Consider the following 25,154-nt stretch of genomic DNA (forward strand, 5'->3'; position numbering starts at 1 on the left):
GGAAAAATATCCTCTCTGTTGCCAAGCAATTTACATCTTGGTGAAGTAAAGCCTCATGAAACCGCAAAGCTTCCGCACTCTCATCATTGTGTTCTCTTTAACTTTCATTTATGTAATGAATGCCGTCGCACAGGACGTCTCTGAAGGGGCTGAACAAGGGGAAATTGATTTCGTGGAGAGACTCCTTGAGACCAATGCCAATGAATTTAAGAATACACCGACGCGAGATTTAAACCCTACGCAAAAAACTCAAAAAGTCGAGTATGAATCCGTTCAGTCTGAATCCTTCTATTCGGACCTCGCCACCATTCAAAAAAACTACATGCCAAAAACAAAGAGAGCTCAATTGAGCGGCGGATTTTCTCTTCTACCATCCGACGTTTTTTTTCGCACCTATGGTCTCAATGTAAAAACAAGCTATCACTTTACAGAAGCCTTGGGCCTTGAGGTGTTCGGATATCTCTTCACATCACAACCCCGAGATGAAATAAACAAACTTGAGTCCACACAAAAACTCTCGGTAAAAAGTCTTATAGCCTTAAACTCTTTCTACGGAGTAAACCTTTACTTTAACTCCATCTATGGAAAAACAGCCCTTTTTAACTATAAAATCATCCCCTTCGAAATTTACCAAACAATCGGCGTTGGAAAAGTACGAACCCAGGACAATGAGGAGACCAATAGTTTTCAAGTGGGAATAGGAGACCTATTCTCTTTAACACGCTCATCAGCTTTAAGAGTGGATTTAACCTGGGCATTTTACAACGTTCATAACTATCTTGGTGAAAATCAAAGTTCGAATTCCTTATTTTTAACTCTGAGTTACGGACATTTTTTCCCGGAGCCATTATACCGATGAAGAAAATTACTCTTACACTTGCCGCATACTTAATCTCCTTGGGAACGGCTTCGGCTAATATGGCACCTTCGTTAAAAAACGGCATTCAATATTTCAAAAGGCAAGAGCACAAAAAAGCCGCTAGTGAACTTTACAAAGTTCTTTACTCACCAAATCTTTCTGAGCATGAACGCTCTTTAGCACGTTTTTATCTGGGCGGTTCTTTGGTAAAACTCAAGCTGTATCAAACGGCGGCTTTCCCTTTAATCGTTGTGGCAAAAGGGACCCCCTCTAAGATGACTCAAAGAGCATTTGAAAATCTTGTTCTTATTTCTGAAAATCTCAATGACTCGGAACTTTTGAACTACACCCTTAAGAAACTCGACGCCGCCGACCTCAATGAAATTGCTAAATCCTTTTATTACACCCGCATGGGACAAGCTCTTATGCAAGAGCAAAAGTATGGTGAGTCATTAGAGTACTTGAAGCAGTCGTTGCAAAACGATCCCAATGGTGAAGAGGCTCTGTATACGACAGCCTTGGTTTATCTAAAACAAAATGATACGGCCTCAGCCATCCCTCTCTTGGAAAAAATTTATTCCAAGTACTTTAACCGACCTGCAACCGACGTCAAGAGAGGACGCGCGGGCCTAGCTTTGGGACGCGCTTATTATCAAGCAAAGCGCTGGAACGATGCAGTTAATATCTATCGGGAAGTTCCCAAAGATCATCCCTTATATCGCGAATCGCAAATGGAACTCGCATGGAGTCTTTTTCGTACGGCCAAGTTCCGTAGCGCTATGAGCACCATTCAAACGTTACACACGCCCTTTTACGCGAACTTTTACGACCCTGAATCTCTTATTCTTCGTAGTATTATTCTCATATTTGTTTGCCAAAATGATGAAGCCGAGAAGGCCCTTGTTTCATTCCGGAAAAACTACACATCCGCATTCTCAGTTCTAGCAGACGTAAACCGTTCAAACCAAAACACAGAATTCTTTTTTAAGCAAATCGAAGAGTCTAATAGATATCTCAAGGATCTAAAAAACAACCGAACACCTTCTTACAAAGGGCAATTGCCATTTTTTATCGTGAGATCTCTCATTGAATCACCCGCTTTAAAAAACAAATTGTCTTATCTAGATCAAGTTCAAGAAGAAAAGAACCGCGTCGCGAAAATCTTTAATAAAGCCGACGACGCCCCTATAAAAAAATACGCTCTCAAAATTCTTGATGGCCGACAAAAAAACATCAGCAAAGAAGCGGGAAATATTTTAAAAAATGCACTGTTACTTAAAGAACAGGAGCTGTCCTTATTCACGGGTGACACCGGTCTTATCAACTATGAAATTCTAAACGGCAAAAAGAAGGAAGCTCGCAAGGAGTACATTCGAAAGCTCAACAATCCCGAAAGTGCTGCCATTGATAAAAATGATTCCCGAGACTTTTACATCAATAATGGGTATCGCTACTGGCCGTTTGAAGGGGAATACTGGCGCGATGAAATCGGCAACTATCAATACTTAGGAGTCAACCGTTGTGACGAAGAATAACTTGCTTCTATTCACTGTAGTTCTCTTACTTGGAGCCCCCGCCTGGACACAAGAAGTTCAGGAATTGGTGCCTATCCCTAAGTCCGCGAAAAAAACAAAAAGAGTCAAAATCTCTTTCGACGATGAGTTGATCAAAGGTTCCACAGCAAAACCTGACGTCAGCAATCTTGATACAAAAAAAGACTTTAACTACAAAAAACTGATTCGCGTGAGAGAAAACTTTGTAAATGAGATGGAAAGCGGGCTTGATGACTTTAAAGGCAATTAAAATCCTTTTTCTTGTTAGTCTTCTGTTCGCGAGCCTGAACACTAAAGCCGAAACTTTGGAGTTCGAAACCGAGGAGCTGCCTTCCGAATCGGTCGTGCCTATTCTGGACAGCAAGATGGCCGTCAAAAACCGAGTTATTCCATTTGCCCATCGTTTAGAAGTGGGCCTTCTTATCGGCACCGTCATTGACGAGATGTTTTTTAATAGTTCTTTTTGGGGCTTTCAAAGCTATTACAATCTTAACGAGGATATTGCTTTGGGAATCAAATACGCCGAACGCGCGAGCGGCCTTAGCAGTTACTCAGAACAGTTTTATAATACCTCGGCGCAAGTTGATTTTAACAAAGCACCGGGCCCAGGTTCGATCATCATGGCATCATGTCGCTGGTCTTTCTTATATGGAAAAATGAGCTTCAGCAAAAACTACGTCTTCCCTACCACATTTGCAGCAGAAGTCGACGGTGGTGTAAATAGAATGGGTGACGAGACAATGCCGTATGCGTCAGCAGGACTCACTCACAAAGTATTTTTCAAAAAGCATTTGGGGATCGGAGCTTCGTATCGTCTTTTGTTTTATCAAACTCTCGACACTGTTTCCACAGATCTGGGATCATCTGCTCCCACTCCCGCGGGAACTGACTTCGAAAAGAAGATTCAAGTCAGTCAAAGTCTAGAACTAGGATTTACTTTTCTATTTTAAAAAACATTAAAAGCGATTTGCCGGTGTAATTCGAATGATCAATTTCAAAACTTCGACAGCCCCTCTTTTGTAAAAGCTTGTTTGAGCCGAAAAAAGGGGGAAGCACCGTTTTTGCATTTCAGCTTCTGTATCTTAGGGGGAAAAATGAAATTCAAGCCATATCAAATTGTAACTATCGTGCTGACACCTGTTATCCTATTTGGGTTTCAAAATTGTTCTAAAGTGGGAACCAATGGTATCGCGGTCGACGACAAGGCTCTTTCCCTTGAAGCCATTGAAGTTCTTGAACCGATGACACCTGTTGCAGAAGATGAGCCTTCTGTTCAGCCGGAGCAATCAGAGGTCGTTGACAACGAAGAACCTGCGGTTTCTAGTCCACCGCCAACTCCTACACAGCCTGGGCACTCCAAAGACCCCAAAGAAGAGGAACCTGAAGAGTCCGAGATTGTCGACAATGGAAACACAAATACTAATACTGACAGCCAACCGCCTTCACAAATAGAAGATCCCGAGATCTTAGACGCCATTGCTTCATGTGATAAATCTGCAGACAACGTGCAAACGGCTTCAGACCTTGGGCTCTCCTTCAATCATGAAAGTATCGAAGCCAATGCCGATACTGTCTCCTTCTTAAAAGGCAACTACGGAACTCCGGTTATTATTAGAGCCCAACAGGAATCATCTACGGCGAAGTCAATCCACGTGAACCACACAACATTGGTCATGTGTAAATTTGCCACTCTCGAAAATATCAAAGGATCGCAAAACAGAATCATCATCGTCGGAGGGGAAGTCAAAAGTGCACATTTGAACAATTCCATGCTGACTTTGGTGAATGCAAAATCCACTGAAGTGAAAGGAGCAAATACTATAATTAAAGAGTACAGCTTTAAATAGCCATTATCCTTTAATCTCGAAGTATCTTGTTTTAGCAACGGGCAAGATACTTCTTTTTCCTTTGAATATTCCTGCTCGATCCCAATATAAATGGATCATTAAGCAACAGACGATCATTCTTCAAATCAATTTAGTATTGAAATTAAATTAAGCCACCATTTATCCTAATTGTATAAGTACAATTTTGTACGAATTCAATTCCCTAGAAAGGAAATTACTATGAAGATTCTCGTATTCTTGGTCTCCGTACTTGGATCAGTTACCGCCTTAGCTGCTGGCTCTGCCTCTCGAATTCCCGCTAATAGCAGCGAACTTATCATTGACTGCGGAACTCCAAAAAACTTCAGCGGTCTCTCTGCATCTATCTCTGGAAAGTTAAAATTATCGCAACTACCAAATGGGGCTGCGAAAGGCACAGGAAAACTAAAAATTTCTTTGTTAAACCCTAGAACACCTTGGGCGGGAGTAAAAACTGTGATTGGGCAGTATGACGATCTTACAAGCGTGAATAGCGATAGATACTTTCATGGAGGAGCTACCATCAGAAATAGCGATGATATCATGGATATCTACGTTAATTTCAGTCGACCAGAAATGAGCTATGTTGAATACGATAACGCTACCTACAAAATGGTCTGCAAGTAGACTCAAACCTAATTGAAGAACATGAAATCTCAATAAAAAAGCTAGGGAGCAGCCCTAGCTTTTTTTTGTGCCACGAAAGACACGATTGCTAATCAGTATTATTCAGCTTTTGCACTAAATGGAAAATCAATTACAATATCTTGACCATAATTGGCGCCACATCGAGATAAAAACTGTAAACTGATACCTTTCTGATCCCCATCAACGGCCAGATATGCTTTTCCAAAATCCTCAAGTTCAATAGGTGTCGCGTTATCTTCGGCTAAGAAAACAAATTTATAATGCATTTTCCCGTCGGTGCCCTTCTTACCAGTGTTCGGCGCATAGGTCCCATCAACAACTGAGTATGTTTTTCTTGAGCTCGTGTCATAAATATAAGCGACACGATCTTTACTCAAGTTGACTTGCTCAAGAATGAACGAAGAGGCCAACGTAGCTTCTTCTCTTGTTACTGTTTCACATACATCGGCATGGGATGAGTGCGCAAATCCAAACAAAGCAACTACTGCGAACAAATTTCTAAATACAGAATTCATAAATTTTCTCCTTAGTTAAATTAATGGTTAATAGCAGTTAAATCTTGGTACTTTTCCTGATTCTTCAATGGATGCACAAGTGACGGATCCTCGTCGGATTGTCACACTGTCAACATTCTCTTCTGTGTCAATGGGAAAGGATTTATATACAAGTTCTGCGATCTCTCCTGTGATACCACCCACATCAGACATACAGTAATATTGATTATTGTTGTTATGCATTGTGCAGGAAATTTCCGCAGAAACAAGCAAAACGCCGTCTCCTCCGTTTTGAGCGGATTCTACCATCGTCAGAAATCCGTATAGCAGCCCGCCTTGTCGCTCGTCCTGAAGTTTCAAACTCGCGTGAGCTTGAGAAGTAAGAACCAATGCTATGAAGGCAAGAAATACCTTTTTCATAAATAACCTTTCGTTAGAGTTCACAAGACTACTCTAGCGACAAGTATGCCAACGCGATTTTTTATTTTTTCACGCCGACAAGCAGATAACTGACAAAGATATTTTTAGATAGGCCGATCCCTTATATTTGGGATCGACTACGGTGCATACGATGACTACAAATCGCGGCAGGAAACTTAAGTCCATACTTAAATTGTTTAAGGCTAATCAAATACCAGCGTAACGCTGCCGTTACCTTGGTCGATTCTGCAATTCGTTTTAAGGCGTCTGAAACCATAGATCCCCACTAGCTCAGGCTGCGAGCATACGCCCGTCAACTCGAACTTCTGGGAGGGTTTTATTTTATAGATTCCACGACCAGTCAAATGAACGTCCATATAACCAGCTCGATTCAATTCGCTATCTTGGAAATCGGTTTCAGCATATTCGACTTTCCCAAGAGTAATTTCAATTTTTATTTTATTAGTAACATTTGGACTATAAAAACCTTCGATAAATGCGCCGTCTAATTTGTTAAGTTGTTTGGGTATATTGATTAGACACGTTTCGAGCGATGTCGAAGCCAACAAAACAGTATTAGATCTAATGTTCGAGCGTCGGACAAAGACCGAGGGAGACGAAAAATCGCAGGCTCCACTAACGTGTTCACTTTTAAAGTCAAAGCTTTCAAAGTTCCAAGACTTGCTTGCTGCAGGTTCTCGCGAAAATCTATCTGAACTGCCCAGTCTTGCACTTTCTTGAAACGTTCCACAGCCGACAACGTTAATTGAGAACAGGATTAACATGATTTGTCTTATATTCATTGATAAACCTCCGCTGTTATAGATTACGCCGAGGAAAACAATACTGATAGTCCTGATTTAGAATCACTCCGCGCGATCCCATAATTTCGGGATTGATTAATTTACCTCAAATTTCAATGGAACAATCTCGGTAATTTTTTAAAAAGTTACTATTTAGGTCAGTATAAAATGTGCCGACAACAATATATAAAAAAATAACCATCGAAGCGTCTGCCCGACGGCAAATCGCGCCGGGACAATTGGCGCATTTTTATCCATTGTAAAATAGATATCCTTCCGACTGTCAGAATCCTTACAGGTGTTTTCTCTTTGTTTATTTGATATTACTTCGGCGATTCGCGCTCAGCCTATGACCATCCAGAGCGCATTTTTTAACCAATAAAATATGGAGCTGCTATGAAAAAATCTATTTTGTTATCATTGTGTCTCATACTATCTGGAACCTCGGCATTCGCTGATTGCAAAGTTGCCGTGGGCGGACCGGGCACTAACTTCAATGCCTTAATCGCCTTGAGCTCATCTCTACAGAGCATGTTTGAAAGTCAAAACTTATCAGTAAATACATTTCCTGTTTCAAGCCTGCCTGATGCGCTATCGAGCGATGCCGATTATATTGTTTATCTGAAAAGTGATTTCAGTACAGCTGTCATCCAATTCAGAGATATTTTGCTCAATAGAGTGATGTTGGAAAAACGTTATCCATTAAGACAAGGATTGAATGAGACTATAAATCAAGCATCCAAAGATATTGCCAGAGAGGTTATTCCTCAGTTGCCACGTTTTTGTAAGAAGTAAGACTCAACACGATTGATTTATTTTAGCCCATTCAGCATTTCGCGAATTACGTCTGTCGATGACTTAACTGATTTACATCGCTCGCGTCTGGTTGAACTCAGGTTGGGAAATGGATTCCCATTTTCATGGTACTTTACAGTCATATCAGTTAATGGAAATGCTTTTCCCGGAAACCAATCTGAATCAATCGCGTAAGAATAAGGCTGGCCGTCCTCTGCCACCAAAACAAATCGGTTTAATACGTGAGCTGTTTTGTCGCAGGTGGAATGAAACTTGCCCGCCACTTGCAATATACTGGAGTTGGATCTTGGAATATTCAAAGCGCTAAAAACTTCGTTAAAAGCATACGTGTGTGAACGGCATGATGAATTAATCCCGGTAAATACTTTTCCTTTAAAATACTCGTGGACAGATTTCGACGCGCATCCGACCAAATCAAAACTATTCGAAAACCGAGCACGACAGTTCATTGCCATTTTTTTGGCATCTTTAGGCTTAAACTGAATTTGAGTATTTCCAACATGAGGAATTACTGCAAAAGGATTTGGTGTCTCAAATGCAAGCTGCTCCAAAAGAGGACGATAGACACCTTCTTTGCATCCGTAAATGGCCTTCTCTCCGGTGATAGCTTCATTCCACGAGCCCATCAAAATCAACTGTGAATGAGACTTGCTCGTCTGCGCAACAACAACACTCACTATCAAAAACTGAAATAGAATAAAGAAATATTTTTTACTCACTACTTAATCCCAACAAGCCCAAAAACTTATCGGTAGTCTTCCGCTAAATTAAATGATTTTTATTTATATTCCCACAAAGTGAGACTTTAATGATCCCATCTTTATGGGAAACGAACTGCACCAAGTTTTACAAAAAACTGTCTGCTGACTTTATCGATTGAATTTCCTAATGAGCTTCAACAGAATAAGTTCAGAAAGGATATTTATGAAAGCCATTCTTTTCCTCGCCGCACTCTTGCCATTCCTTGCATGTGCAAAAGACACCAAACATCAAATTCGGAAGATAATTAAATCCCATGTAGCCGAAGTTCGTTCATGCCTTCCTACGAATGTCGCCTCAAGCGAACGCGGCAAATTGGTTTTGACTTTTGAAATCAACAATCTCGGCAAAGTTAACTCCGCCATCGTGAACGAATATCAATCAACCTTCAAAAACTCAGAAGTCACGAAGTGTATAATAGACAAATTGAAATCCTGGGACTTTCCCGCCGCTCCATCTAGAAAAACCATTTGGATCACGTATCCGTTCTTTTTGGACAACAATAAGACTTCCAATTGAGTATCGCAGTGATCAAAGAGGCTTAGATGGATTCAGAGATCATTGTCAAGAAGCTTACAAACGAGAATCTTGCTGATTACGAAAAGCTAACCAAACATGGCGACGATGGAAATCTTTGCTATTGTTCTTTTTGGCATCAAAAATGGGCGTCTATGGACGAGTACAAGAAAATCCAAAAGGAAAATCCAGAGCGTTTAAAAAGCTGTGTGATTGATAGAGTAAAATCAGGCTTTCACGTTGGTATTATCGCTTATGAAAAAAATATTCCCATTGCGTGGGTTTGCGTTGGACCTCTCATTGATTTTTATTGGGCGTGGCAACGAGTTGTTCAAATTGGCGAAAAAGCAAGAACAACTGCGGGAATTCTTTGCTTTGCAGTGCCGGAGGAATTTCGAAATCAAGGAACGCAAAAAAGAGTGCTTTTAGCCCTGAAAGAGTACGGAAAAACGAACGGTTGGAGCGCTATTGAAGCTTATCCATTTTCAGATTACGCCATTGCAAAATATGGAAAATCTCTTTTATGGGCAGGACGTCGAAAGAAATTTGAACAAGCTGGTTTTAAATTGGTAGGCGAACACTGGCTTAGCAGTTCTGATGTAATACGCCATATCTACAAAATGCCATTAACTCTTAGCGAAGAATAACCTCTAACGATCATGATCGCTTTTCTCCTGAACGCATAAGCATATCTTGACCAAACAATGCTCCCGCAATAACGGGATCGGAGACTGAAGTTGGCAAATAATATCCAACATTTATATCTCATTATTATGATTTCATTTTTCTTTTTTCCACTAGACAAAGTTGTCTAGTTTTTCTACGAAATAACCTCTTATTTTCATTGGCATGCCTTTGCAAGGAATTACCTCTGAAAAATCAATAGGAGGAAAAAATGAAAAATGCAATCGTCATCGCAGTGTTGTCAGTTCTGGGTTCGAGCGCTCTCGCCCAAATTCAGGAGTTGCAAGGCTTGATCCCTGCAGGAAAAAGCTATTTGCAGTTGGCCGGCCATACTAAAGATAATAAAAAATGTACTGTCAATCTGTTCCTCGCCTCTTATTCCTACAGTGCCGCGCTGGCTGTCCTAGATGAAAATGGCAATGTCGATTCTCGGCGCTTTGGGACATTCCAACTTGGTATGGGCCATGAAATTCAAAAAATAGAACAGCAAGGAGATAGCATTACCGCCATCTCTCTTCATGAAGCAGAAGAATCCTATGGCAGTGATTCTCGCTCAACGTTGAGAGTCAATAAATCCGGCGACAATATCAATGCCGTACAAATTGTCGTCGAAGAAAAAGGGCTATTTGGGTTTAAGACAAAAACTAACGAAACATGTGCAATAAATAAAAATTAGGAGAAAATTTATGAAAAAAGTACTCTTTCTAGCAGTATTCGGGATTTCATCAGTCTCTATGGCCGCAGCGACCTGCCCGTCAGAAAACCAGCAGATCGTTTGCGTATCCACCCCTAAAGCTGGTGACCAAGAACTTGCAGCAAACGTCTTTGATTCGATTGCCGTTTGTACTCAAGGATCAAGGACTGCTCTAGTTCCTGAAAAAAATGGCGCATCGGATATTGCCTTTGCCAAAGTTACTCAGCGAATCGGCGCTACAACTTATCTAGTTCAAACGGGGGATGTGGATTTCTCCCTTTCAATCAGTACTCGTATCAACAGTAAAAAATCTCCAGCTAAGTTAAGAGTAAAATTCAAACACAATAACATTGTCGCTTCTTCAACTTACACTTGTGAGCGATAGAGTAACTCGGGCACTGAAAACAACTCAGTGCCTTTTTTATTTTCATGTCGATCCCAATTGCTTGGGATACACATGATTTATGTCGAATAAATTTTCAATATTAAATTGTTGAACAGCTCATTCAAAAGTTATTTCGTAGGACCGACTATATCCCCCGCTCAGCAATGGCATAGGCCATGCAATCCTTTCCTTAAAAAAGTATCGGGAGGGACCTAGTGAGATTTTTGATTATCGAAGATGATCTTGAGATTGCTTCTATAGTCCAAGAAAGTTTAGCGGAACTCGGAGCCATCGTCGAATGCGAAATGAATGGACGAAAGGCACTTGCTAGAACTCTAGATGTTCATTACGACGTCATCATTCTGGATTTGAAAATCCCAGGCTTAGACGGTTTCACATTCATAAAACTCTTCCGGGAAAGGGATTGCGACACCCCGATTTTAATCATCAGCGGTTTGAATGATCTTGAAGATCGGCTTCGCGGATTCGATGTCGGAGCGGATGATTACCTTTGCAAACCGTTTGCTCTCCCAGAGCTGCAACTTAGAATAAAAAACATATTGAAACGAAATTACACAGTAAAAAACGCCAGTTTGCATTTTAAGAACATTGAACTCAATCGAGTGACACGAAAAGCGTCAAGACATGGCCATCCCATTTTATTGAAGGAAAAAGAATTTATGCTTTTGGAACTCTTTATGAGTAGCCCCAATTTGATTGTCAGCAGAGAAATGATCCTAAAAAGGGTCTGGCATTACGATTTCGACCCACAAACGAATATTGTAAATGTTCTGGTCTGCAGACTGAGATCTAAACTAAGCCACAAGTCAGATAAGGCCGAGCTGATTCATACAATAAGAGGCGTTGGTTTCATTCTTAAATAGTTCCTAGCCCCGAAATGATCCCGAATATTTGGAACCAAAAAAATCCTGCCGCAAATTCCGCTTATTCTAATTTATGCTATAGTGCACCTAAATTTTTAAAGAAGGGTGTTTTTGTGAGAGCGCATTTCTCTGCATTGATGGGTTTGATTCTTTTATTCGGACCAGTAGCTGAAGCTGATTTTCAGATTTCGAAACTTCTTGATGGGTCTGTAGCATACTGCAATTCGCAAATGGATATTTCCAAAGGAGAAAAATTTGTAGGGCTTGAGCTAATCAAAAGTGCGTCTGCAAATCAAAATGAAAATCCAACTTTAAAGATATCTCTGCTCAAATGTGAAAATGGAAATTGGGTCCAAGATCAGTTCCCTAATGTAGAAAAATATGTAGCACCGAACGGCATGAAGGTTGAAGTGACATACAGCCGCTATCAAATGCTCCTTGTTAATAATGAAGGTAAGATTATTCTTGAAACTTCTTTGGATCAATTCAATAGAAACCAGTCTTCAGAAAGTCATTCTTTATCTCTTGCAAATGAAAAGGGCACACTTCAAGAAGTGGATCTCATCATTCGCGCATTGAAGACAGTGAAAGCTGAAAATGGTTATGAATACTCCGAGCCTACCGTTTTCGGAGGTTTCCGCATCGGATTAATCTCCAATGATTAAAAATCTTCTTTCCAAGTTTTCTGAAATATTTATTCAGAATCGAAATATGACTTCCGTGAGATTGGAAGCTTATATCGAATTTGATCAAGGTATTATATTTGGCCAAATATATTTGATCTCGCCAAAAGAGTTTCAAATGATTACTGAATTCAATTGTAAAACTATGTCCAATTCATCCAGAATTTCGCTGGTGAACATTCAGAACAGATATTTCCCAGCACTTGTCAAAATTGCGGGGGATAGACGTCTGACCGGTAGATTCAAACAAGCCATCACCAATCCGGACTTCGACAGTCTTATTAAAAAATCGTTATGATCCCGACAAGGTGGGACCAAGATTTACATCGCAAAGGTCTCGTTTTCTATTCATCGTCTCCAGTTTAAAAATACAAGTCCGAAGAAAAAAGCGAACAGTTTCGAAAACTATTTTTTGAAACTCAACTAGGAGACATCTATGTTTAAGCAGAAAATTTTGAAGTTTGCGTTTGCCGTAGCTACGATCGCTACGCTCACCGCTTGTGACCCAAACGCTAAAATCATCAAGGATACGAAAGTTAAAGTATCTCCAGACACAGGAGACATTACTTTTAATTGGACGACCCATTTGGATTCCAATAACATTCAAATTTGGGGTGCAAGCTTCCCTATTTTGAATCCGCACAATCGCGCCGAGACATTGGGACAACTCGCTGTTTCCACAACAACTCCAGGAATCACGGATGTTTCTTTGGATCTATACTTCACGGACGTCATCAATCTTCCTTCACTAACTCCAGAAAGAACACTCCCTAATGGCACAGCCTTTCCTATTTTGGCAGGAGTTTCACCTAACAACTGGTTTTCCATTCCACTTGGCGAAAGCGGTTCTTCAAAACTTTATGTCAACGTAGATATGGCTAGTAAAAAAGCCTTGGTTGGCTATGTGCTTTCTTCGGACTCTCTTCGGGCCGGAGTGGTTGCGAACCTTTTCACACTTTTTAAATCCAATGGAATTACAGGTGTGGGTGGAATCTATAGCGGCACGGCAGCTGGACAAAGTGGCTTTGCTATTTTTGCGGACCTTAGCAATGCTCTGCCCCTAGCAAGTCCAAACCTGAAACAACAAAGAACACCAGTTCAGTTCGGCGATTTATCATCTAAGAAAAAACAAGACGCCATCGCGAAACGTCTAATGAAGCTGAATTTGAATAATTCCGTTCTCCGTCTTAAGTAGTCGTTAATCTCAATTCCCGCTAGGCAAGTGAGTTTTCTCTTTCAAGAGGCTCACTTGCCTCATTTCAAGAGGAATCATTATGAAAATTCCATTTTTTCTATATGCTATTTGTATTCTTTTGGGAACGAACTGTGCTTATGCAAAAAAGTCCTCCACGGAAATTGAATACTCTCTTCGCAAAACCGGTGATGGCATCATAATCTCACCTTGCGCCAATTGCCCGGCTATTCCTGTAAGAGATTTTAAAAGTCAATTCCTCGCGGCAATGCAGATCCCCGGCACTTATATTCCTGAGCTTATTCAAAAAATCAAAGCTCCGCAGAAAAAAGTTCCTGTTGATATACGTGACATTCGCCGCTCTATCGCAAGGGCCGAGCATTTCGTGATGCGATTTGGTAGCTCGCCAAAAAGTAAAGCTCTGTTGGAGCAGATTCATAAAACAATGATACCACAGCTTTTGAATGATCTATTCGCTCAACTAGTCGACGACATCTTTAATCAGCCGCTTCTAAAATCAATAACAGTCTCCCCTTCGGTAAACTCTTTTGATTGGAACATTCTGCAAAGCTATGTTGAAAAGAAGACATTCAACGCAAATTATCGTTTAATTCCCTCTGGAAGTGTCACTATTGGCACAAGCGAAGTTACGATGACAAAAGCTTTTGAAATTCAAACTACAGTCGTCAGCCAAAAACAGTTTTTTGAGGTGATGGGATACAACCCTTCTTACCTAACGTCCCAAGATTCCTGTCCAAATGGTGTAACAGAAAGTATCCATTCCGTAGAGATCTGCCCGGCAAATCCCGTGGAGAGAATTTCTCTTGATGATGCCTTTCGCTTCATAAAAAGGCTTAATGAGTTAGATCCTGTATATAACTATCGCCTTCCCAGCGAAGGAGAATGGGAACTCCCTGCTCAAAAATATCCGATGCACAACGAGCTTTGGCAGTGGACCTTGGATTGGAAAGATTATTCTGAATCAGCGCAAATCCGCAATGCTCGCTCTACAGGATTTTTAAACATTGGATTTAGGTTAGTGCGCTATAAAAAGTGAGAGAGCTGATTCTGCCAGTATGCTTCCCGATCGAACATGGAGCCGTCTTCCAAAATTGAAAACGGCTTTCTTTTGAACTGAGTCTCGTCAATTTTCTTATCTTATCGAACGCCATTACCTGAAGACTTAAATATGGCGGAGGGGGCAGCACGCTTTTCGAGGGCTTTACCCTTAGCCGCTCCCGCTTCCTTGATCAGACGTTTTCTGCGTACTTGATCGTCATATGATTCATTGGGTTTGCCTTTAAGGTATGGATCGCTACAAAGCATATGCGCGTCTTGAGGGTCTCTCCCTGGATCAGACTCCAAGACCATTTTTTTGCAGTTTTTCATGTAGTCGTCATATTCCGGTTTTGACATCCCCTCTGGGATATCAGTCTGTTTGCTAACGTCTTTGTCCACTAATTTTTCTAAAGCACTTCGCTTAGCCTCGTTGGTTTCTCTAAGAAGTCTTTGACGACGAACTTTATCTTCCCGTGATTCATTGGGCTTACCTTTAAGATAGGGATCTCGGCAGAGCATATCCACGTCTTTAGAATCTTTGTTTGGCTGAGATTGCATAAACATTTTCTTACAGTCACTGACATATTTTTCGAAGTCAGGCTTGGACACCCCCGCCCCCTGAGAAAACGCTGTTCCTGATGCTAAAAAGAATATAAAAAACAGTAATTGCTTCATTCTTCATCCCCTTATTATGAATTGTGCATAAACAATCTCACATATCGGGAAGCTACTGATTTTTTTGAAGTGAAATTTAAATCGCAGAATCAAGAGCGATCCCACCCTTGCGGGATCGCTTAAGGTGTGTGCAGCGACTCCAAATCGCGGCAGACTCTGACAAACTACTATCGAGCGCAGTAAGACAATGCCTCGTCCACGGAACGAATCTGCTGGTTCAAGACGAAACACGTTTCATCCACTTTTCCTGATGTGATTAAAGGTGAAACCTCATAGGCGATTCTCTCTGCAGAAGGGCCTTTGATAAGTGAGTTATTCAAAAGTCGCAAAACAGTATTCTTATCGAGATTTCCCTTGTTTACGTCTTCACCCGCATCTATAGCAGCTCGATTGGTCGCAAATTTATCGAGCATCGCCAACGTTACATCAAGATCAATTTTTCCCTCTGCGGTAGCCACACAAATCGGCGCAATAAATGGAACTGTAAAGTTCTCTCTTTCAGCCTTTATTCTCTTAACTAGAAACGCTCTTGTCTTCTTTTCGCAAGCCTTATAAGAACCCATAAGGCTGGAACCGACGCTCCCTACCTCGCCGTTTCCAGCAAAAGCGCTGTTAAGACCCGTCATCAAAATAACACTGCAGATTAGTAACTTTGTTTTCATAGTATTCTCCCTTGTTTTTTGCTCGTTCCCGAGCGGTTACAAATCCTCTTCAGCAAGAGGTGGGCCAAGAGAGGGCGCGCCTATAATTTAACTTCACTGCTTACACTCCATACAGACAATCCAAAATGCAGTCCACATATAGATTTCGTGAGCAACACGTTCACTCGTGAGCACATTGTTCACGCTTGCAAAATAAGAAGTTTGTCGACAGGCTTACAATATGAAACCAGAAGTAAAAAAATACCTTAATGCTTTACAATACCTTCAAGATATTTACCGTTTCAGAAAAAATGGAAACTCTCAGTTCTCTTACGAAATTTGGGCTAAGGAGTTGAACGCCTCAGACAAATCCTACATCCACATGATGGTCACAGGGAAGCGTCCTATCAGTGCTAAGATGGCGCAGGCGTTGATTCAGAACATAGCCCTCTCGATCTCGGAGCAAGAATACTTTTTAAATTTGATTCAATACACTCAAAGCAAAAACAGAGAACATCGTGACCTATTTGGTAAAAAACTTATTTCTCTTTTAAAAAATGAATTGGATCAACAGGAAATTCAATCCCATTACGAATTCCTGTCCAATTCCCTCTTGCCACGTTTACAAGTCTTTTTGAGTTTTACCGATATTGATAAGTCAGCACAAAACTTGGCGTGGCTCTTAGGAACAACGGAAGACGAAATCACAAAAGGCTTGGCCCAACTCACCGAATTACAGTTAATTACCACAGACCAGAACGGTACTATTAACCCGCTAAAAAAGTCATTTAAAGTTCCCGACGGATTTGGCGATTTGGGCTTAGAATCTTTTTATAATCAAAATCTTGTCGCGGCTCAGGCCGCCATTCAACTTCCTAAGGAAGAACGGAGATTCAAAAGTTTATTTCTTCCCTTAAATCCTGAAGAATTCGCAGAGTTTTTGAACAATCTGCAAACTTTCACAAATGAACAACTTGCTAAGTTCAATCCCGACCAATACGCGGACCGAAGGCTTTACCAAGCACACTTCAATATTATTCCGGTAAGTTCAAAAGCGTAGTTATTCTAATACTGGATCGAAAGGGTGCAGAACGAAAATGGGTTTTCCCTCTCGGAAAATTCCAAGACTTAAAAGCTTCACAGTTTCCGAATTTTCAGACTTTGCAAGCCCGAATGAATATGTAAGATCCGATTGTCTTTTGCTGACATATTGAGAACCGACGGCGGTGTAAAACTTAAACGCGTCTTTGCTAAGTGCCTCGTCTAATTTGACTTCTCCCAACAATTTGGGAATGGCTACATCTTGCTGAATAAACGACTTCTCAGCTCCGAATTTAGCATCAACTCCTTTCAGAGCACGTATAAACTCTTGCTTCGATATCTTTTTCGCTATTCTGGTATCAAGCATTGCATAAGCTAAATCAAAGTCTTTTCTTTTTATGTTTTCTTTGAATTGTGCGACAAATTCATCTGACAGATTGCCGTCACTGGACCTAACTATACCGCATGAATACGGGCCATTATCACTCCAATGCTCACCAATATGCTTTGGCGTTGAAGAGCAACTAACAATAAAAAAGAAACCAACACACAAAAGACGTTTTTGCATAGCTATCGATATCTTTCCCTATTCTTATAGAGCCGTTAGATCGCAGTCTGATTCCAAATTAAAATCAACTTTGAAAAGGAGCAAGTTAAGTATTGAAAAATTTGTGACACTCCACCCAAAATGCTCCACCACTATCTGGAACGATACTGTTAAAGTTTTCACTTTAACAACTGAACCATATGGTTAAAAGATGAACATTCAAACTTAGACGATCCAATTTTCAGGGGATCACTATTTGGTCCAAGCTCGCATAACCTTGATGATCATTGCAATATCTCACATCTATCCTAGCTAAATATGACAAACAGACGAAAGGAACAGAATGAAGGGAAAATATTTACTTTGCATACTGGAAACATTGGCGCTATCTGCGTGCGCGGGCAAGACGATCAACACTTCAAACAACCGTGACGCCGCTTAGACTTATCAGTTTCATCAATCTTCAATAAGTCGGCTTCGTTGCATATTGTATGCGGATTTTAACTTATTAAAATTTGTTTCCCCATGTGCTGAAGTGACTTCTCTACGCCACTCTTCAAGTCCTGTGGGTTTGCGCTCCCTCACAGCCTTAGAGCCGCCAGGCAAATAGGCTCGGTAGGGATTGTTTTTTTCCTGCTCTTCTCGTGAAACCTGAACAGGCTTTGCTACCGCTACATTTCGACTTGCCACGGAGCTCTTCTCAGAAGAAACAGATTGCATTCCTCTCGAACTCGGTAACGGTAGAGTCTGTTTAGGTTGCTCCGCTTTTTTCCGGGTCACCGTATTTTGGGTAGGCTGACTAGAAGATGATACTGCAAAACCATCGGTGTCGTTTTCACATTTTCGAGAATCTTTGTATGTTTTTATAATAGAAACAATTCCCAGTCCTGCCGAGAGCAACAGCTTTCCGTACTCTTGATCGCAGGTTTTTATATTCTTACCCACTGTCACAGTTTTTAAACTCTGTGACATCTCTTCCGAAATACCTCGGTGGATTTGTGTTCCCACTGCTTTATAACTTGAAAGCGGTGTCGCACAGTCTCCACCAAGTACCAAAGGAACACAGGAAACAGAGGACGCGAGCCCTTTTTGAATTTCGCCGAGAGCTTCCTGAGCATTGCGACAATGAGACTCACATATTTTTTTACTCGCACCGCAGGCCACTGTGTATGCAGTGAGTCCTACTTTGGCGATATTCATCGCTTTGCTCATTTTACTACAAGCATCTTTAACTGCGATGGCTTGTGCACCCACTAGAAGCAGGTTGATATTTTGCAAAGTCGATTGCATTGCCGGACTTGTTTCTTCTCTACAAAGTGCCGACGCCGCTAACTGCGATTTTAGACAGCTTTGGCGGGCAGCCAGATATTTACTGTGACCCGCCTTCACAAGTTTTAGTCCTGGCATTATCACCCTGACGCCGGGACTTGCGAGAAGACTCGCCATCTTACTAACACCTGTCGTTATCTGCTGATGAGCATTTTCATTTGGAACGGCTTTTGTTTTTTCTGAGACGTCGGATTTTGATTCTTGAGATGCAGTCTCTGCCGGCCCATTACCGGGAGAAGAAGTTAAAGGCTTTGACGCATCAGCATTCACAGAGCCCTCAGCACCTTGGCTTGGCTGGAAACCTGAATCCACGATCTCGTTAGTCTCAACGTCGATCACCTCGTATGTTCCTGATTCAGGATGATTTACTCGAATAAGATTTGAACTACCAGAAGAATCGAGTCCATCTTTGTTCAACTGAAAACTATCAACACGTTGAGATGCTTCACCTGAAGACAGGGCACCTGCCTTCACTTCATCGTTCAGCATGTTTTTGTAGGTAGTCTCATTTTGAAATTTCGGCTTAGGATCCGCAGAACTAACAGACAAGCCATATATGAAAGATAGTAAGAAAAGAGTGACCAACGTAGTAAAACCCATAAGTTTCCCCATCTCATATACTCTTCGGTCTTTATGAGTCTCACATGAGTACTTGCAACGACATTCCTCGCAGAATCCGCTCCCGCGCCCTCGGGAGCATATTTTTAATACGCGCTCACTAAACAATCCTTCTTTAACATCATCGCAGATATAGTTCAGACACTATCGAATGCTTGAGTTGAAATGTTAAACAAACAAAGTACTTTTATTCAAAATATAAATAACAGCAAAGGCCAGGTGATATTCTTTATTGCTCTGATCTTTCAAATTCTTTTCCTGTTTTTTGCAATGGTGATCAACGTTGGCCTTCTCGTGCACCACAAAGTGAATCTGCAAAACTCCGTGGATCTTGCTGCTTACTATGGAGCCATGAAGCAAGCTGAAAATATGAACGTCATCGCTCATACGAACTATCAAATACGCCAAAGCTGGAAATTACTTTCTTGGCGCTACCGAATGTTAGGAAGCGCAGGAGATTTTGAAGAACACCCCTTTGATAAAAAAACAAAATCTCTACGAGGCGATGATAATGACGGAATTAACTTTCAACGCGAAGCTTTTTACAACGCTCCCGCTTTCTGCATCACTTACATTCCTTTTAAACCGATGCCTCCACAAGAAAATACATGCCAAAGACTCACCCAACTCAGTGGAATCAAGGTCTTCGACGTTCCGCCTGTATTTATAGATTTACCTTCAGTCAGTAAGGCAGTCCGCAACCTCTCGATGGTTATGAGGGACAAGGCATTTCAACGCTGCAAAGAATTTGGTTCACTCAACTACATAATTTTGGGAAGTTTCGTTGCTGCCTATAACATCGACCAAGCAAGTCGCATGGAATTTATTACTCATTTTGCAAGAGCCATGAGTCCGGATGATCCCGAATCGGATTTTTACGACATCGACGGGCAAAGCATTCATGAAGGTATAAAAAGAACTCTTTTAAATAACCTAACAGCGGCAAACAAAGACTCCTTAGAGGAGGACGGCAACCTGAAGGTTTTCAATTCTCTGGGGCATTCTAACTGCAATCGCTCTAATGTTCCCCAAGGTGCCCCACCCAAATGGTTGGTACCTGTAAAAATCGCACCCGGTTTCGTTTATGTTGATACTGTCTGTAAAAGTAGCGCAGGAAAAATTGAAACAGTTAAAAAAATGCTCCAAAAAGATCGTCCTAACTGGCCTACTCATGCATGTGATCCTGACTCCAAATCATGCAATGAGGTTGGAAAGATCGCCCCTTTTATTCGCACAGCAGAACCACCATTGGACCATCCCTATAACTTTTCTATCGGAGTGGAAAAGAATCCCTACTGCATGGCCTACGTCGGAGTTTCCGCATCAACCCGCCCAGAAATTCCTTTTATGCCCGTTCACAAAATCACACTGAATGCCCGTGCTTTTTATAAACCTTTCGGAGGTAGAATTGGTCCGTGGTATTCACGAACATGGCACTCAAAAGAAGTTCCCAGCAAGGGATCTGACAACTTAGACAGGCAAAACCATTTAGATCCGAATCTTCCCCCTAGAGTCATTGAAGTAGGAAATATTGGAGACCCCACGGATCCTGTGAGAGCCGCCAACTACAGTCGCTTTATCGGAGATCAATGGGGATTAAAAAGTCGTCGCGTTCTTTTTCAGTATGGACAGGCTATTTATAAAATGGATCCCTCTTGGATTGGCGAAAACAACTACAATCAAGAAGCCGTCGATGGAGTAATTTATAACGACTCAGCCCCGAACATGCAGCATTGGCAACATATTCCATTCAGATTTTATGAAAAAGGTGGTAGCCAAGATATCATGGCTTGGGACTCCGAAAAAGATGCTCCATCGCGCATGCGTGATCTTGAGACAAGTGCAATTCTACCAGACGCTTTCGATTTCGCATATTACTCGATACAGCCGAACTTTTACCAAACTTATTATAAACGAATTCGAGATGGCTTTTTAAAAGGAGTCGGCTCCGGATACTACACGCAAGGCCCTTCCGCTTTGGGAGCTCGAGAATTTTTAGCCGACCTCGGAATACATAAAGGAGGACCAAAAATTGGCGGCGTGAATTATGATGAGTTCAGCGTAAAAGACCAGTATATCGTTGTTAGAAACAGCGCGCACATTCAACAGTTCGTCGATATTGAGCAGAAGCTTACGTATATTTCAAAATACTGGCAACACGCCTTAACAGGATGGGCGCCGCTTAGTTTGATGGATTATAGCTTGGATAATAGACCAAAGAATTCGCGCAATGCTGAATCAAGTGGAAAGTTTGGAATATGCAATGTGTATCCCTTAGGAATTTCTGAAGCTAATGGATATGCCGATGGCAATACTGCAGCACCAACCTCTGGCAATTGTGTCATGGGAGGGTCCTCTGGCTATTCTGTAAAATTAGTTTCGTCGGACTATCTAAGATCAGAGCTAAAAAACATCGGAGGAGAAAACGTCCACGGTACGATCCTTAATCCCCCACCTTCTGATGAAAGTTTTTAAGCCCTGCCGATCCCACACTCTCGGGATCACATTCCTTTAATTAAATGAATCACCTCTTTTGCAAAATCTTATTTGCGCCGAAAAAGAAAGACTCAATTATCACTGTCGGTGGGGAACTAAAAAATGCCCATTGAGTAATTTCGCACTGACTTTGATGAATGCAAAATACAACATGACGAAGGGAGTAAATGCGATAATTAAAGATAATAGCTTTAAATAAGCCATTTTCCTTTTTTTAGTCTCGAAGTATCTTGTTCTAGCAACGGCAAGATACTTCTCTTATAAATCACAACTGCGACCTAATTCGCACCATAAGAGCGGTATGAAATGTGCCGACAACAATGTATGAAAAAATTAACCATGATTTTCTTAACGGTCATCGTATTATCTCAAACAAACTGTAGTGGTAATAAAACAAATAAAGGCGTATCGACAACGGCTTCTATTTATACCCAGAGTTGTCGGGACGATGCTACACATCTTTGTTATGACTTCACCTCTGTCGAAACACCGCTCAAATCAGAGTGTTCAGCTTCATTCGGAACCTACGTCGAAAGCCCCTGCCCGACAGCCAATAGAGTCGGGACATGTGAAGTTCAATACTCGGGTTATGCCGTTCGATACTACTCTGCAGGATCCTCTGGCTGGACTTTGGAATCCGCCCAAAATAACTGCAATGCAGGTCCCTTCACTCCGAACTAAGAATTGTGAACAGCTCCGTTATATATTGAAAGGTCAGACCTGCAGCAACAAAAACTTCCTGTTCACTTTGGTGATCTTTCGACTAAAGGAAAACAAGATACTATCGTCAAGCGTTTAATGAATATGAAAATGTCATTTTTTCTGTATGCCATTCGCCTTTTTCTACGAAGTAAACATCCTTAAATCAACATGATCCCAAAAACATGGGAAAATAGCTCTGTCTACCTAGAATCCGAGCGCCTAGTGCGATCCCAAGAAAACGAGAACGCGATCCGTTTTTATCCGTCATAGTTTTTGATGATGTCGATAACATGTCCATCTTTTGAAAACTCACAATTATTCCATGAAGATACCTGCAGCAAGAATCCGTTAGAAAAAAAATCTATACAAGTTCTCAATTTTTTACCGTCTCTAACTAGTTATATGCAGGTCCTATTCTCACTTTGATGATTTGGTATACAGCTTGCTTTATTTTAGAGACGTAACATCAAGCTTTTGGGGGGATCTATGACGAAAGTTTTTTCTTTTCTTTTTATAAATGTCATTTTTGCATGGACGTCTCTCTCATCCGCACAAGTAAATTCATCAATCACGTTGACTTACCCTACTAACGACGTAGCAATCTTTCCTGGAGTTCCTATTACTTTGAAATGGTCCTATACTGGCAATGCCCTGGCGAATTTTTATATTTATAAAGGAGGGGCACCTTACCGCTACCTTGGTTCCAAATCTGGGTATACTACTGGTATCGGAACTTTCCTCGTTGTCATGCCTACTGATCTGCCCTACGGAAATGACTATCAGATTGTTGCCACAACAGATCCGGAAGTTCTCAGTATATCGCCGATGATCTCCTGCGAACCCTATTTGATCTCGGTTTCTGGAATCACTTTTAAAAAATCCAAAATGGGTACGGCTGTTTATCTAAAGTGGACTATGCCGGTGCAATTTAAAGCAAATATATATAGCCATATTGGTAACTATGTGGAGATTCTTCGCAACGGAGTGGTTGTTGCCACACTCTACGCCATCAATACTCTGGAATACGTTGATGGGACCTACGCTACGACATGGTGGCTCGATAAATCCATCACTCCAGTAGGTTCTGGTTATACGGCTCGATTGATAAGCCGCTACAACCCGATTTATTTTGATGTAAGCCCGGAATTTTCAATCAAATAAAAAAGTGAACCTCGAGTGACCACCTCGAGGTTCTTCTAAAGATTTATTTCATTTCGATACGTGTCCCGTCAGAAAGAACCATGACATAATAGTCATAGACGGGACCGTCCGTAGGAAAGTCCACTCCGGCAACAGCTTTCCTAATGGAGTCAATTTGTAGAACATCGAGAGGATCGAGTGAATTCAGCAGCCAAACCAAGGTATCGTTCTGAACGGCCAAAAGCACCGGAACTCGAACTCCATTTTTGAATTGAAGTACTTCTTGGTATCGATTCCATATTGGCGCATGATTCTCTGCTGGAAAATCAATGCCGGCTTCCGCTTTCACCAATTGGGGAACTTCGTTATAAATCGCGATACGCTTATTATATAGAACTAAGACGGCTTTAATTCTTGTTCTACTTTCTGTCGGAAAGTCGACGCCCGCACGGGGCTTTTCAATCGACATTGTCATCGTCATTGGATGAGGAGGAAGACCACCACTCACACTAGGGCCGGCTTGAACACTACTTGCTAAGAAAACAAAACTTGTAACTAAAAATAGCATATTCATTATTAATCTCCTTCTTAAAACAGCCCGCTTATAGACTGAATTTACGCCTGGCGCTATATATTTGTTATATTTATTGGTTGATATTTTTATATAACAAATATAAATGCACTCGCTATGGCACATATATTTGAGTACAAAGACTATAAGGTCTTCTTAAGCACAGTTTTGAAATCGAATTCCTCCCAAAGGGGGCTGCAAAGTGCTATGGCTCGCCATCTTGGCTGTCAGGCCTCCTACTTATATCAAATACTGAAAGGAAAGGCCGACCTGACGGAAGATCAAGCCTTTAAGGTGACGACGTTTTTAAAATTTGCCGAGGTAGAAAGAGATTTCTTTATGTGCCTCGTTCGTTTTGCCAAAGCATCTTCTCCGGAATTACGCCAGTTTTTATCAGGAGAAATAGAAAGAAAAATTAAAAGCCATCAGGATTTGAAAAATCGCATTCAAGCGGACAATCCCCCAAACAATGACGATTTTTGGGAACACTACTTTGCTACCCTTATTCCTTCTCACGTTCACATTCTAACAAGTTCCAAAAAATATCAAACTGTCAAAAGCCTGTCGCAGAAGTTGAACTTACCGGAAGACGAAATTCTCCGTCACCTCAAACAACTCCAGAGCATGAAGATGGTGGATTATAAAGATAAGAAATGGGTGTATTTAAGCTCATCGATTCATTTTGCGAAAGATTCTAGATTCAATCTTCAAATGCAAAAGAATCGACGCATACAAAGTTTGAGTGCCCTCAATGAAGCCTTAACTTCAGAGGACACTCACTTCTCTTCGCTTTTTACTTTGGATCCTGATTCGCTAAAAAAGTTGCAAAGCTTGATCGCTGATTTCGTGCAAAATTCTCACAGCATTGTTCATCGCGGAGGCACGGATGAAGCCTATGTTCTCAATTTGGATTTATTTGAGATTTAAGTCCCGCAAAAGTTTTCATTGTTCATTCTATTGTTGAACCCAAAAAATTGGGATCGAGAGCCGCATGTTGCTTAAGAATTCTTCGAGCATCAAGGACTAATATTACAAAATAAACACATCCAATCCCCTGATGTATTTGAAAAAATCTAGACT

The 25,154-nt window shown here is 41.2% G+C and carries 29 protein-coding genes; 20 read left to right on the forward strand and 9 right to left on the reverse strand.

Annotation, left to right across the window (positions count from 1 at the left end; genetic code table 11):
* The first annotated feature begins 55 nt into the window (after positions 1–55).
* The 6 genes from ACL934_RS12295 to ACL934_RS12320 all read left to right on the forward strand — a co-directional run bounded on the left by ACL934_RS12295 (position 56) and on the right by ACL934_RS12320 (position 4,904).
* Positions 56–859, forward strand: coding sequence for an outer membrane beta-barrel domain-containing protein (locus tag ACL934_RS12295; RefSeq protein WP_413612310.1), 804 nt, complete (start codon positions 56–58; stop codon positions 857–859).
* Complete coding sequence (locus ACL934_RS12300; protein ID WP_413612311.1) at positions 856–2,394, forward strand: tetratricopeptide repeat protein; 1,539 nt, start codon at positions 856–858, stop codon at positions 2,392–2,394. Before ACL934_RS12295 ends, ACL934_RS12300 begins: the two co-directional genes overlap by 4 nt.
* Entirely contained in the window at positions 2,381–2,662 is a 282-nt protein-coding gene (locus ACL934_RS12305) for a hypothetical protein (RefSeq protein WP_413612312.1), read from the forward strand. The genes ACL934_RS12300 and ACL934_RS12305 overlap by 14 nt, the downstream gene beginning before the upstream one ends.
* A 115-nt stretch (positions 2,663–2,777) precedes the next feature.
* A complete protein-coding gene (locus tag ACL934_RS12310; RefSeq protein ID WP_413612313.1) occupies positions 2,778–3,362 on the forward strand; it encodes an outer membrane beta-barrel domain-containing protein in 585 nt (194 codons plus the stop codon).
* 144 nt (positions 3,363–3,506) lie between these two features.
* Complete coding sequence (locus ACL934_RS12315; RefSeq protein ID WP_413612314.1) at positions 3,507–4,259, forward strand: hypothetical protein; 753 nt, start codon at positions 3,507–3,509, stop codon at positions 4,257–4,259.
* Positions 4,260–4,478: 219 nt separating this feature from the next.
* On the forward strand, positions 4,479–4,904 hold the full coding sequence (locus ACL934_RS12320; protein ID WP_413612315.1) for a hypothetical protein: 426 nt from the start codon (positions 4,479–4,481) through the stop codon (positions 4,902–4,904).
* A 98-nt stretch (positions 4,905–5,002) separates the two neighbouring features.
* On the opposite strand, the gene ACL934_RS12325 is transcribed toward ACL934_RS12320, so the two are convergent.
* The 3 genes from ACL934_RS12325 to ACL934_RS12335 form a co-directional block, all read right to left on the reverse strand.
* Positions 5,003–5,440, reverse strand: coding sequence for a hypothetical protein (locus ACL934_RS12325; protein WP_413612316.1), 438 nt, complete (start codon positions 5,438–5,440; stop codon positions 5,003–5,005).
* A gap of 27 nt (positions 5,441–5,467) precedes the next feature.
* A complete protein-coding gene (locus ACL934_RS12330) occupies positions 5,468–5,839 on the reverse strand; it encodes a hypothetical protein (RefSeq protein WP_413612317.1) in 372 nt (123 codons plus the stop codon).
* A 203-nt stretch (positions 5,840–6,042) separates the two neighbouring features.
* Entirely contained in the window at positions 6,043–6,642 is a 600-nt protein-coding gene (locus ACL934_RS12335) for a hypothetical protein (protein ID WP_413612318.1), read from the reverse strand.
* 396 nt (positions 6,643–7,038) lie between these two features.
* On the opposite strand from ACL934_RS12335, the gene ACL934_RS12340 reads away from it, so the two are divergent.
* Positions 7,039–7,437, forward strand: a complete 399-nt coding sequence (locus ACL934_RS12340; protein ID WP_413612319.1) for a hypothetical protein — start codon at positions 7,039–7,041, stop codon at positions 7,435–7,437.
* 17 nt (positions 7,438–7,454) lie between these two features.
* Here the strand turns inward: ACL934_RS12340 and ACL934_RS12345 are convergent, their stop codons facing one another.
* Positions 7,455–8,177, reverse strand: coding sequence for a hypothetical protein (locus ACL934_RS12345; protein WP_413612320.1), 723 nt, complete (start codon positions 8,175–8,177; stop codon positions 7,455–7,457).
* Positions 8,178–8,382: 205 nt separating this feature from the next.
* Here ACL934_RS12345 and ACL934_RS12350 point away from each other — a divergent pair, with 205 nt between their 5' ends.
* The 8 genes from ACL934_RS12350 (at position 8,383) to ACL934_RS12385 (ending at position 14,312) form a co-directional block, all read left to right on the forward strand.
* Positions 8,383–8,736, forward strand: a complete 354-nt coding sequence (locus tag ACL934_RS12350; protein ID WP_413612321.1) for an AgmX/PglI C-terminal domain-containing protein — start codon at positions 8,383–8,385, stop codon at positions 8,734–8,736.
* A gap of 26 nt (positions 8,737–8,762) precedes the next feature.
* Entirely contained in the window at positions 8,763–9,380 is a 618-nt protein-coding gene (locus ACL934_RS12355) for a hypothetical protein (protein WP_413612322.1), read from the forward strand.
* Positions 9,381–9,628: 248 nt separating this feature from the next.
* Positions 9,629–10,093, forward strand: coding sequence for a hypothetical protein (locus tag ACL934_RS12360; protein WP_413612323.1), 465 nt, complete (start codon positions 9,629–9,631; stop codon positions 10,091–10,093).
* Between the two features lie 10 nt (positions 10,094–10,103).
* On the forward strand, positions 10,104–10,496 hold the full coding sequence (locus ACL934_RS12365; RefSeq protein WP_413612324.1) for a hypothetical protein: 393 nt from the start codon (positions 10,104–10,106) through the stop codon (positions 10,494–10,496).
* Between the two features lie 215 nt (positions 10,497–10,711).
* Positions 10,712–11,380, forward strand: a complete 669-nt coding sequence (locus ACL934_RS12370) for a response regulator transcription factor (RefSeq protein ID WP_413612325.1) — start codon at positions 10,712–10,714, stop codon at positions 11,378–11,380.
* 113 nt (positions 11,381–11,493) lie between these two features.
* Positions 11,494–12,045 carry a hypothetical protein gene (locus ACL934_RS12375; protein ID WP_413612326.1) on the forward strand — a complete coding sequence of 184 codons (552 nt, stop codon included), beginning with the start codon at positions 11,494–11,496 and terminating at the stop codon, positions 12,043–12,045.
* A gap of 454 nt (positions 12,046–12,499) precedes the next feature.
* Positions 12,500–13,258 (forward strand): hypothetical protein, encoded by a 759-nt coding sequence (locus ACL934_RS12380; RefSeq protein WP_413612327.1) that lies wholly within the window; start codon positions 12,500–12,502, stop codon positions 13,256–13,258.
* Between the two features lie 79 nt (positions 13,259–13,337).
* The gene (locus tag ACL934_RS12385) at positions 13,338–14,312 is read left to right on the forward strand and encodes an SUMF1/EgtB/PvdO family nonheme iron enzyme (RefSeq protein ID WP_413612328.1); all 975 of its coding nucleotides are present in this window, start codon (positions 13,338–13,340) and stop codon (positions 14,310–14,312) included.
* 101 nt (positions 14,313–14,413) lie between these two features.
* Here the strand turns inward: ACL934_RS12385 and ACL934_RS12390 are convergent, their stop codons facing one another.
* Both ACL934_RS12390 and ACL934_RS12395 read right to left on the reverse strand, forming a co-directional pair.
* Positions 14,414–14,989, reverse strand: a complete 576-nt coding sequence (locus tag ACL934_RS12390; RefSeq protein ID WP_413612329.1) for a hypothetical protein — start codon at positions 14,987–14,989, stop codon at positions 14,414–14,416.
* Between the two features lie 167 nt (positions 14,990–15,156).
* The gene (locus tag ACL934_RS12395; protein ID WP_413612330.1) at positions 15,157–15,651 is read right to left on the reverse strand and encodes a hypothetical protein; all 495 of its coding nucleotides are present in this window, start codon (positions 15,649–15,651) and stop codon (positions 15,157–15,159) included.
* A 220-nt stretch (positions 15,652–15,871) separates the two neighbouring features.
* Between ACL934_RS12395 and ACL934_RS12400 the strand changes: the two genes are divergently transcribed.
* The gene (locus tag ACL934_RS12400) at positions 15,872–16,690 is read left to right on the forward strand and encodes a TIGR02147 family protein (RefSeq protein WP_413612331.1); all 819 of its coding nucleotides are present in this window, start codon (positions 15,872–15,874) and stop codon (positions 16,688–16,690) included.
* On the opposite strand, the gene ACL934_RS12405 is transcribed toward ACL934_RS12400, so the two are convergent.
* Both ACL934_RS12405 and ACL934_RS12410 read right to left on the reverse strand, forming a co-directional pair.
* Positions 16,691–17,239: a hypothetical protein gene (locus tag ACL934_RS12405; RefSeq protein ID WP_413612332.1), complete on the reverse strand. Its 549-nt coding sequence runs from the start codon at positions 17,237–17,239 to the stop codon at positions 16,691–16,693.
* A 435-nt stretch (positions 17,240–17,674) separates the two neighbouring features.
* Positions 17,675–19,132, reverse strand: a complete 1,458-nt coding sequence (locus tag ACL934_RS12410) for a hypothetical protein (RefSeq protein WP_413612333.1) — start codon at positions 19,130–19,132, stop codon at positions 17,675–17,677.
* Positions 19,133–19,330: 198 nt separating this feature from the next.
* Between ACL934_RS12410 and ACL934_RS12415 the strand changes: the two genes are divergently transcribed.
* The 3 genes from ACL934_RS12415 to ACL934_RS12425 all read left to right on the forward strand — a co-directional run bounded on the left by ACL934_RS12415 (position 19,331) and on the right by ACL934_RS12425 (position 23,524).
* Positions 19,331–21,640 (forward strand): Tad domain-containing protein, encoded by a 2,310-nt coding sequence (locus ACL934_RS12415; RefSeq protein ID WP_413612334.1) that lies wholly within the window; start codon positions 19,331–19,333, stop codon positions 21,638–21,640.
* A gap of 345 nt (positions 21,641–21,985) precedes the next feature.
* The gene (locus tag ACL934_RS12420; RefSeq protein ID WP_413612335.1) at positions 21,986–22,342 is read left to right on the forward strand and encodes a hypothetical protein; all 357 of its coding nucleotides are present in this window, start codon (positions 21,986–21,988) and stop codon (positions 22,340–22,342) included.
* A gap of 507 nt (positions 22,343–22,849) precedes the next feature.
* A complete protein-coding gene (locus tag ACL934_RS12425; protein WP_413612336.1) occupies positions 22,850–23,524 on the forward strand; it encodes a hypothetical protein in 675 nt (224 codons plus the stop codon).
* A gap of 43 nt (positions 23,525–23,567) precedes the next feature.
* On the opposite strand, the gene ACL934_RS12430 is transcribed toward ACL934_RS12425, so the two are convergent.
* On the reverse strand, positions 23,568–24,077 hold the full coding sequence (locus ACL934_RS12430) for a hypothetical protein (RefSeq protein ID WP_413612337.1): 510 nt from the start codon (positions 24,075–24,077) through the stop codon (positions 23,568–23,570).
* A 114-nt stretch (positions 24,078–24,191) separates the two neighbouring features.
* Here ACL934_RS12430 and ACL934_RS12435 point away from each other — a divergent pair, with 114 nt between their 5' ends.
* Entirely contained in the window at positions 24,192–25,001 is an 810-nt protein-coding gene (locus tag ACL934_RS12435; RefSeq protein WP_413612338.1) for a TIGR02147 family protein, read from the forward strand.
* The last annotated feature ends 153 nt before the right edge of the window (positions 25,002–25,154 follow it).

Source organism: Bdellovibrio sp. HCB-110 (assembly GCF_047323225.1).
Lineage (GTDB): Bacteria > Bdellovibrionota > Bdellovibrionia > Bdellovibrionales > Bdellovibrionaceae > Bdellovibrio.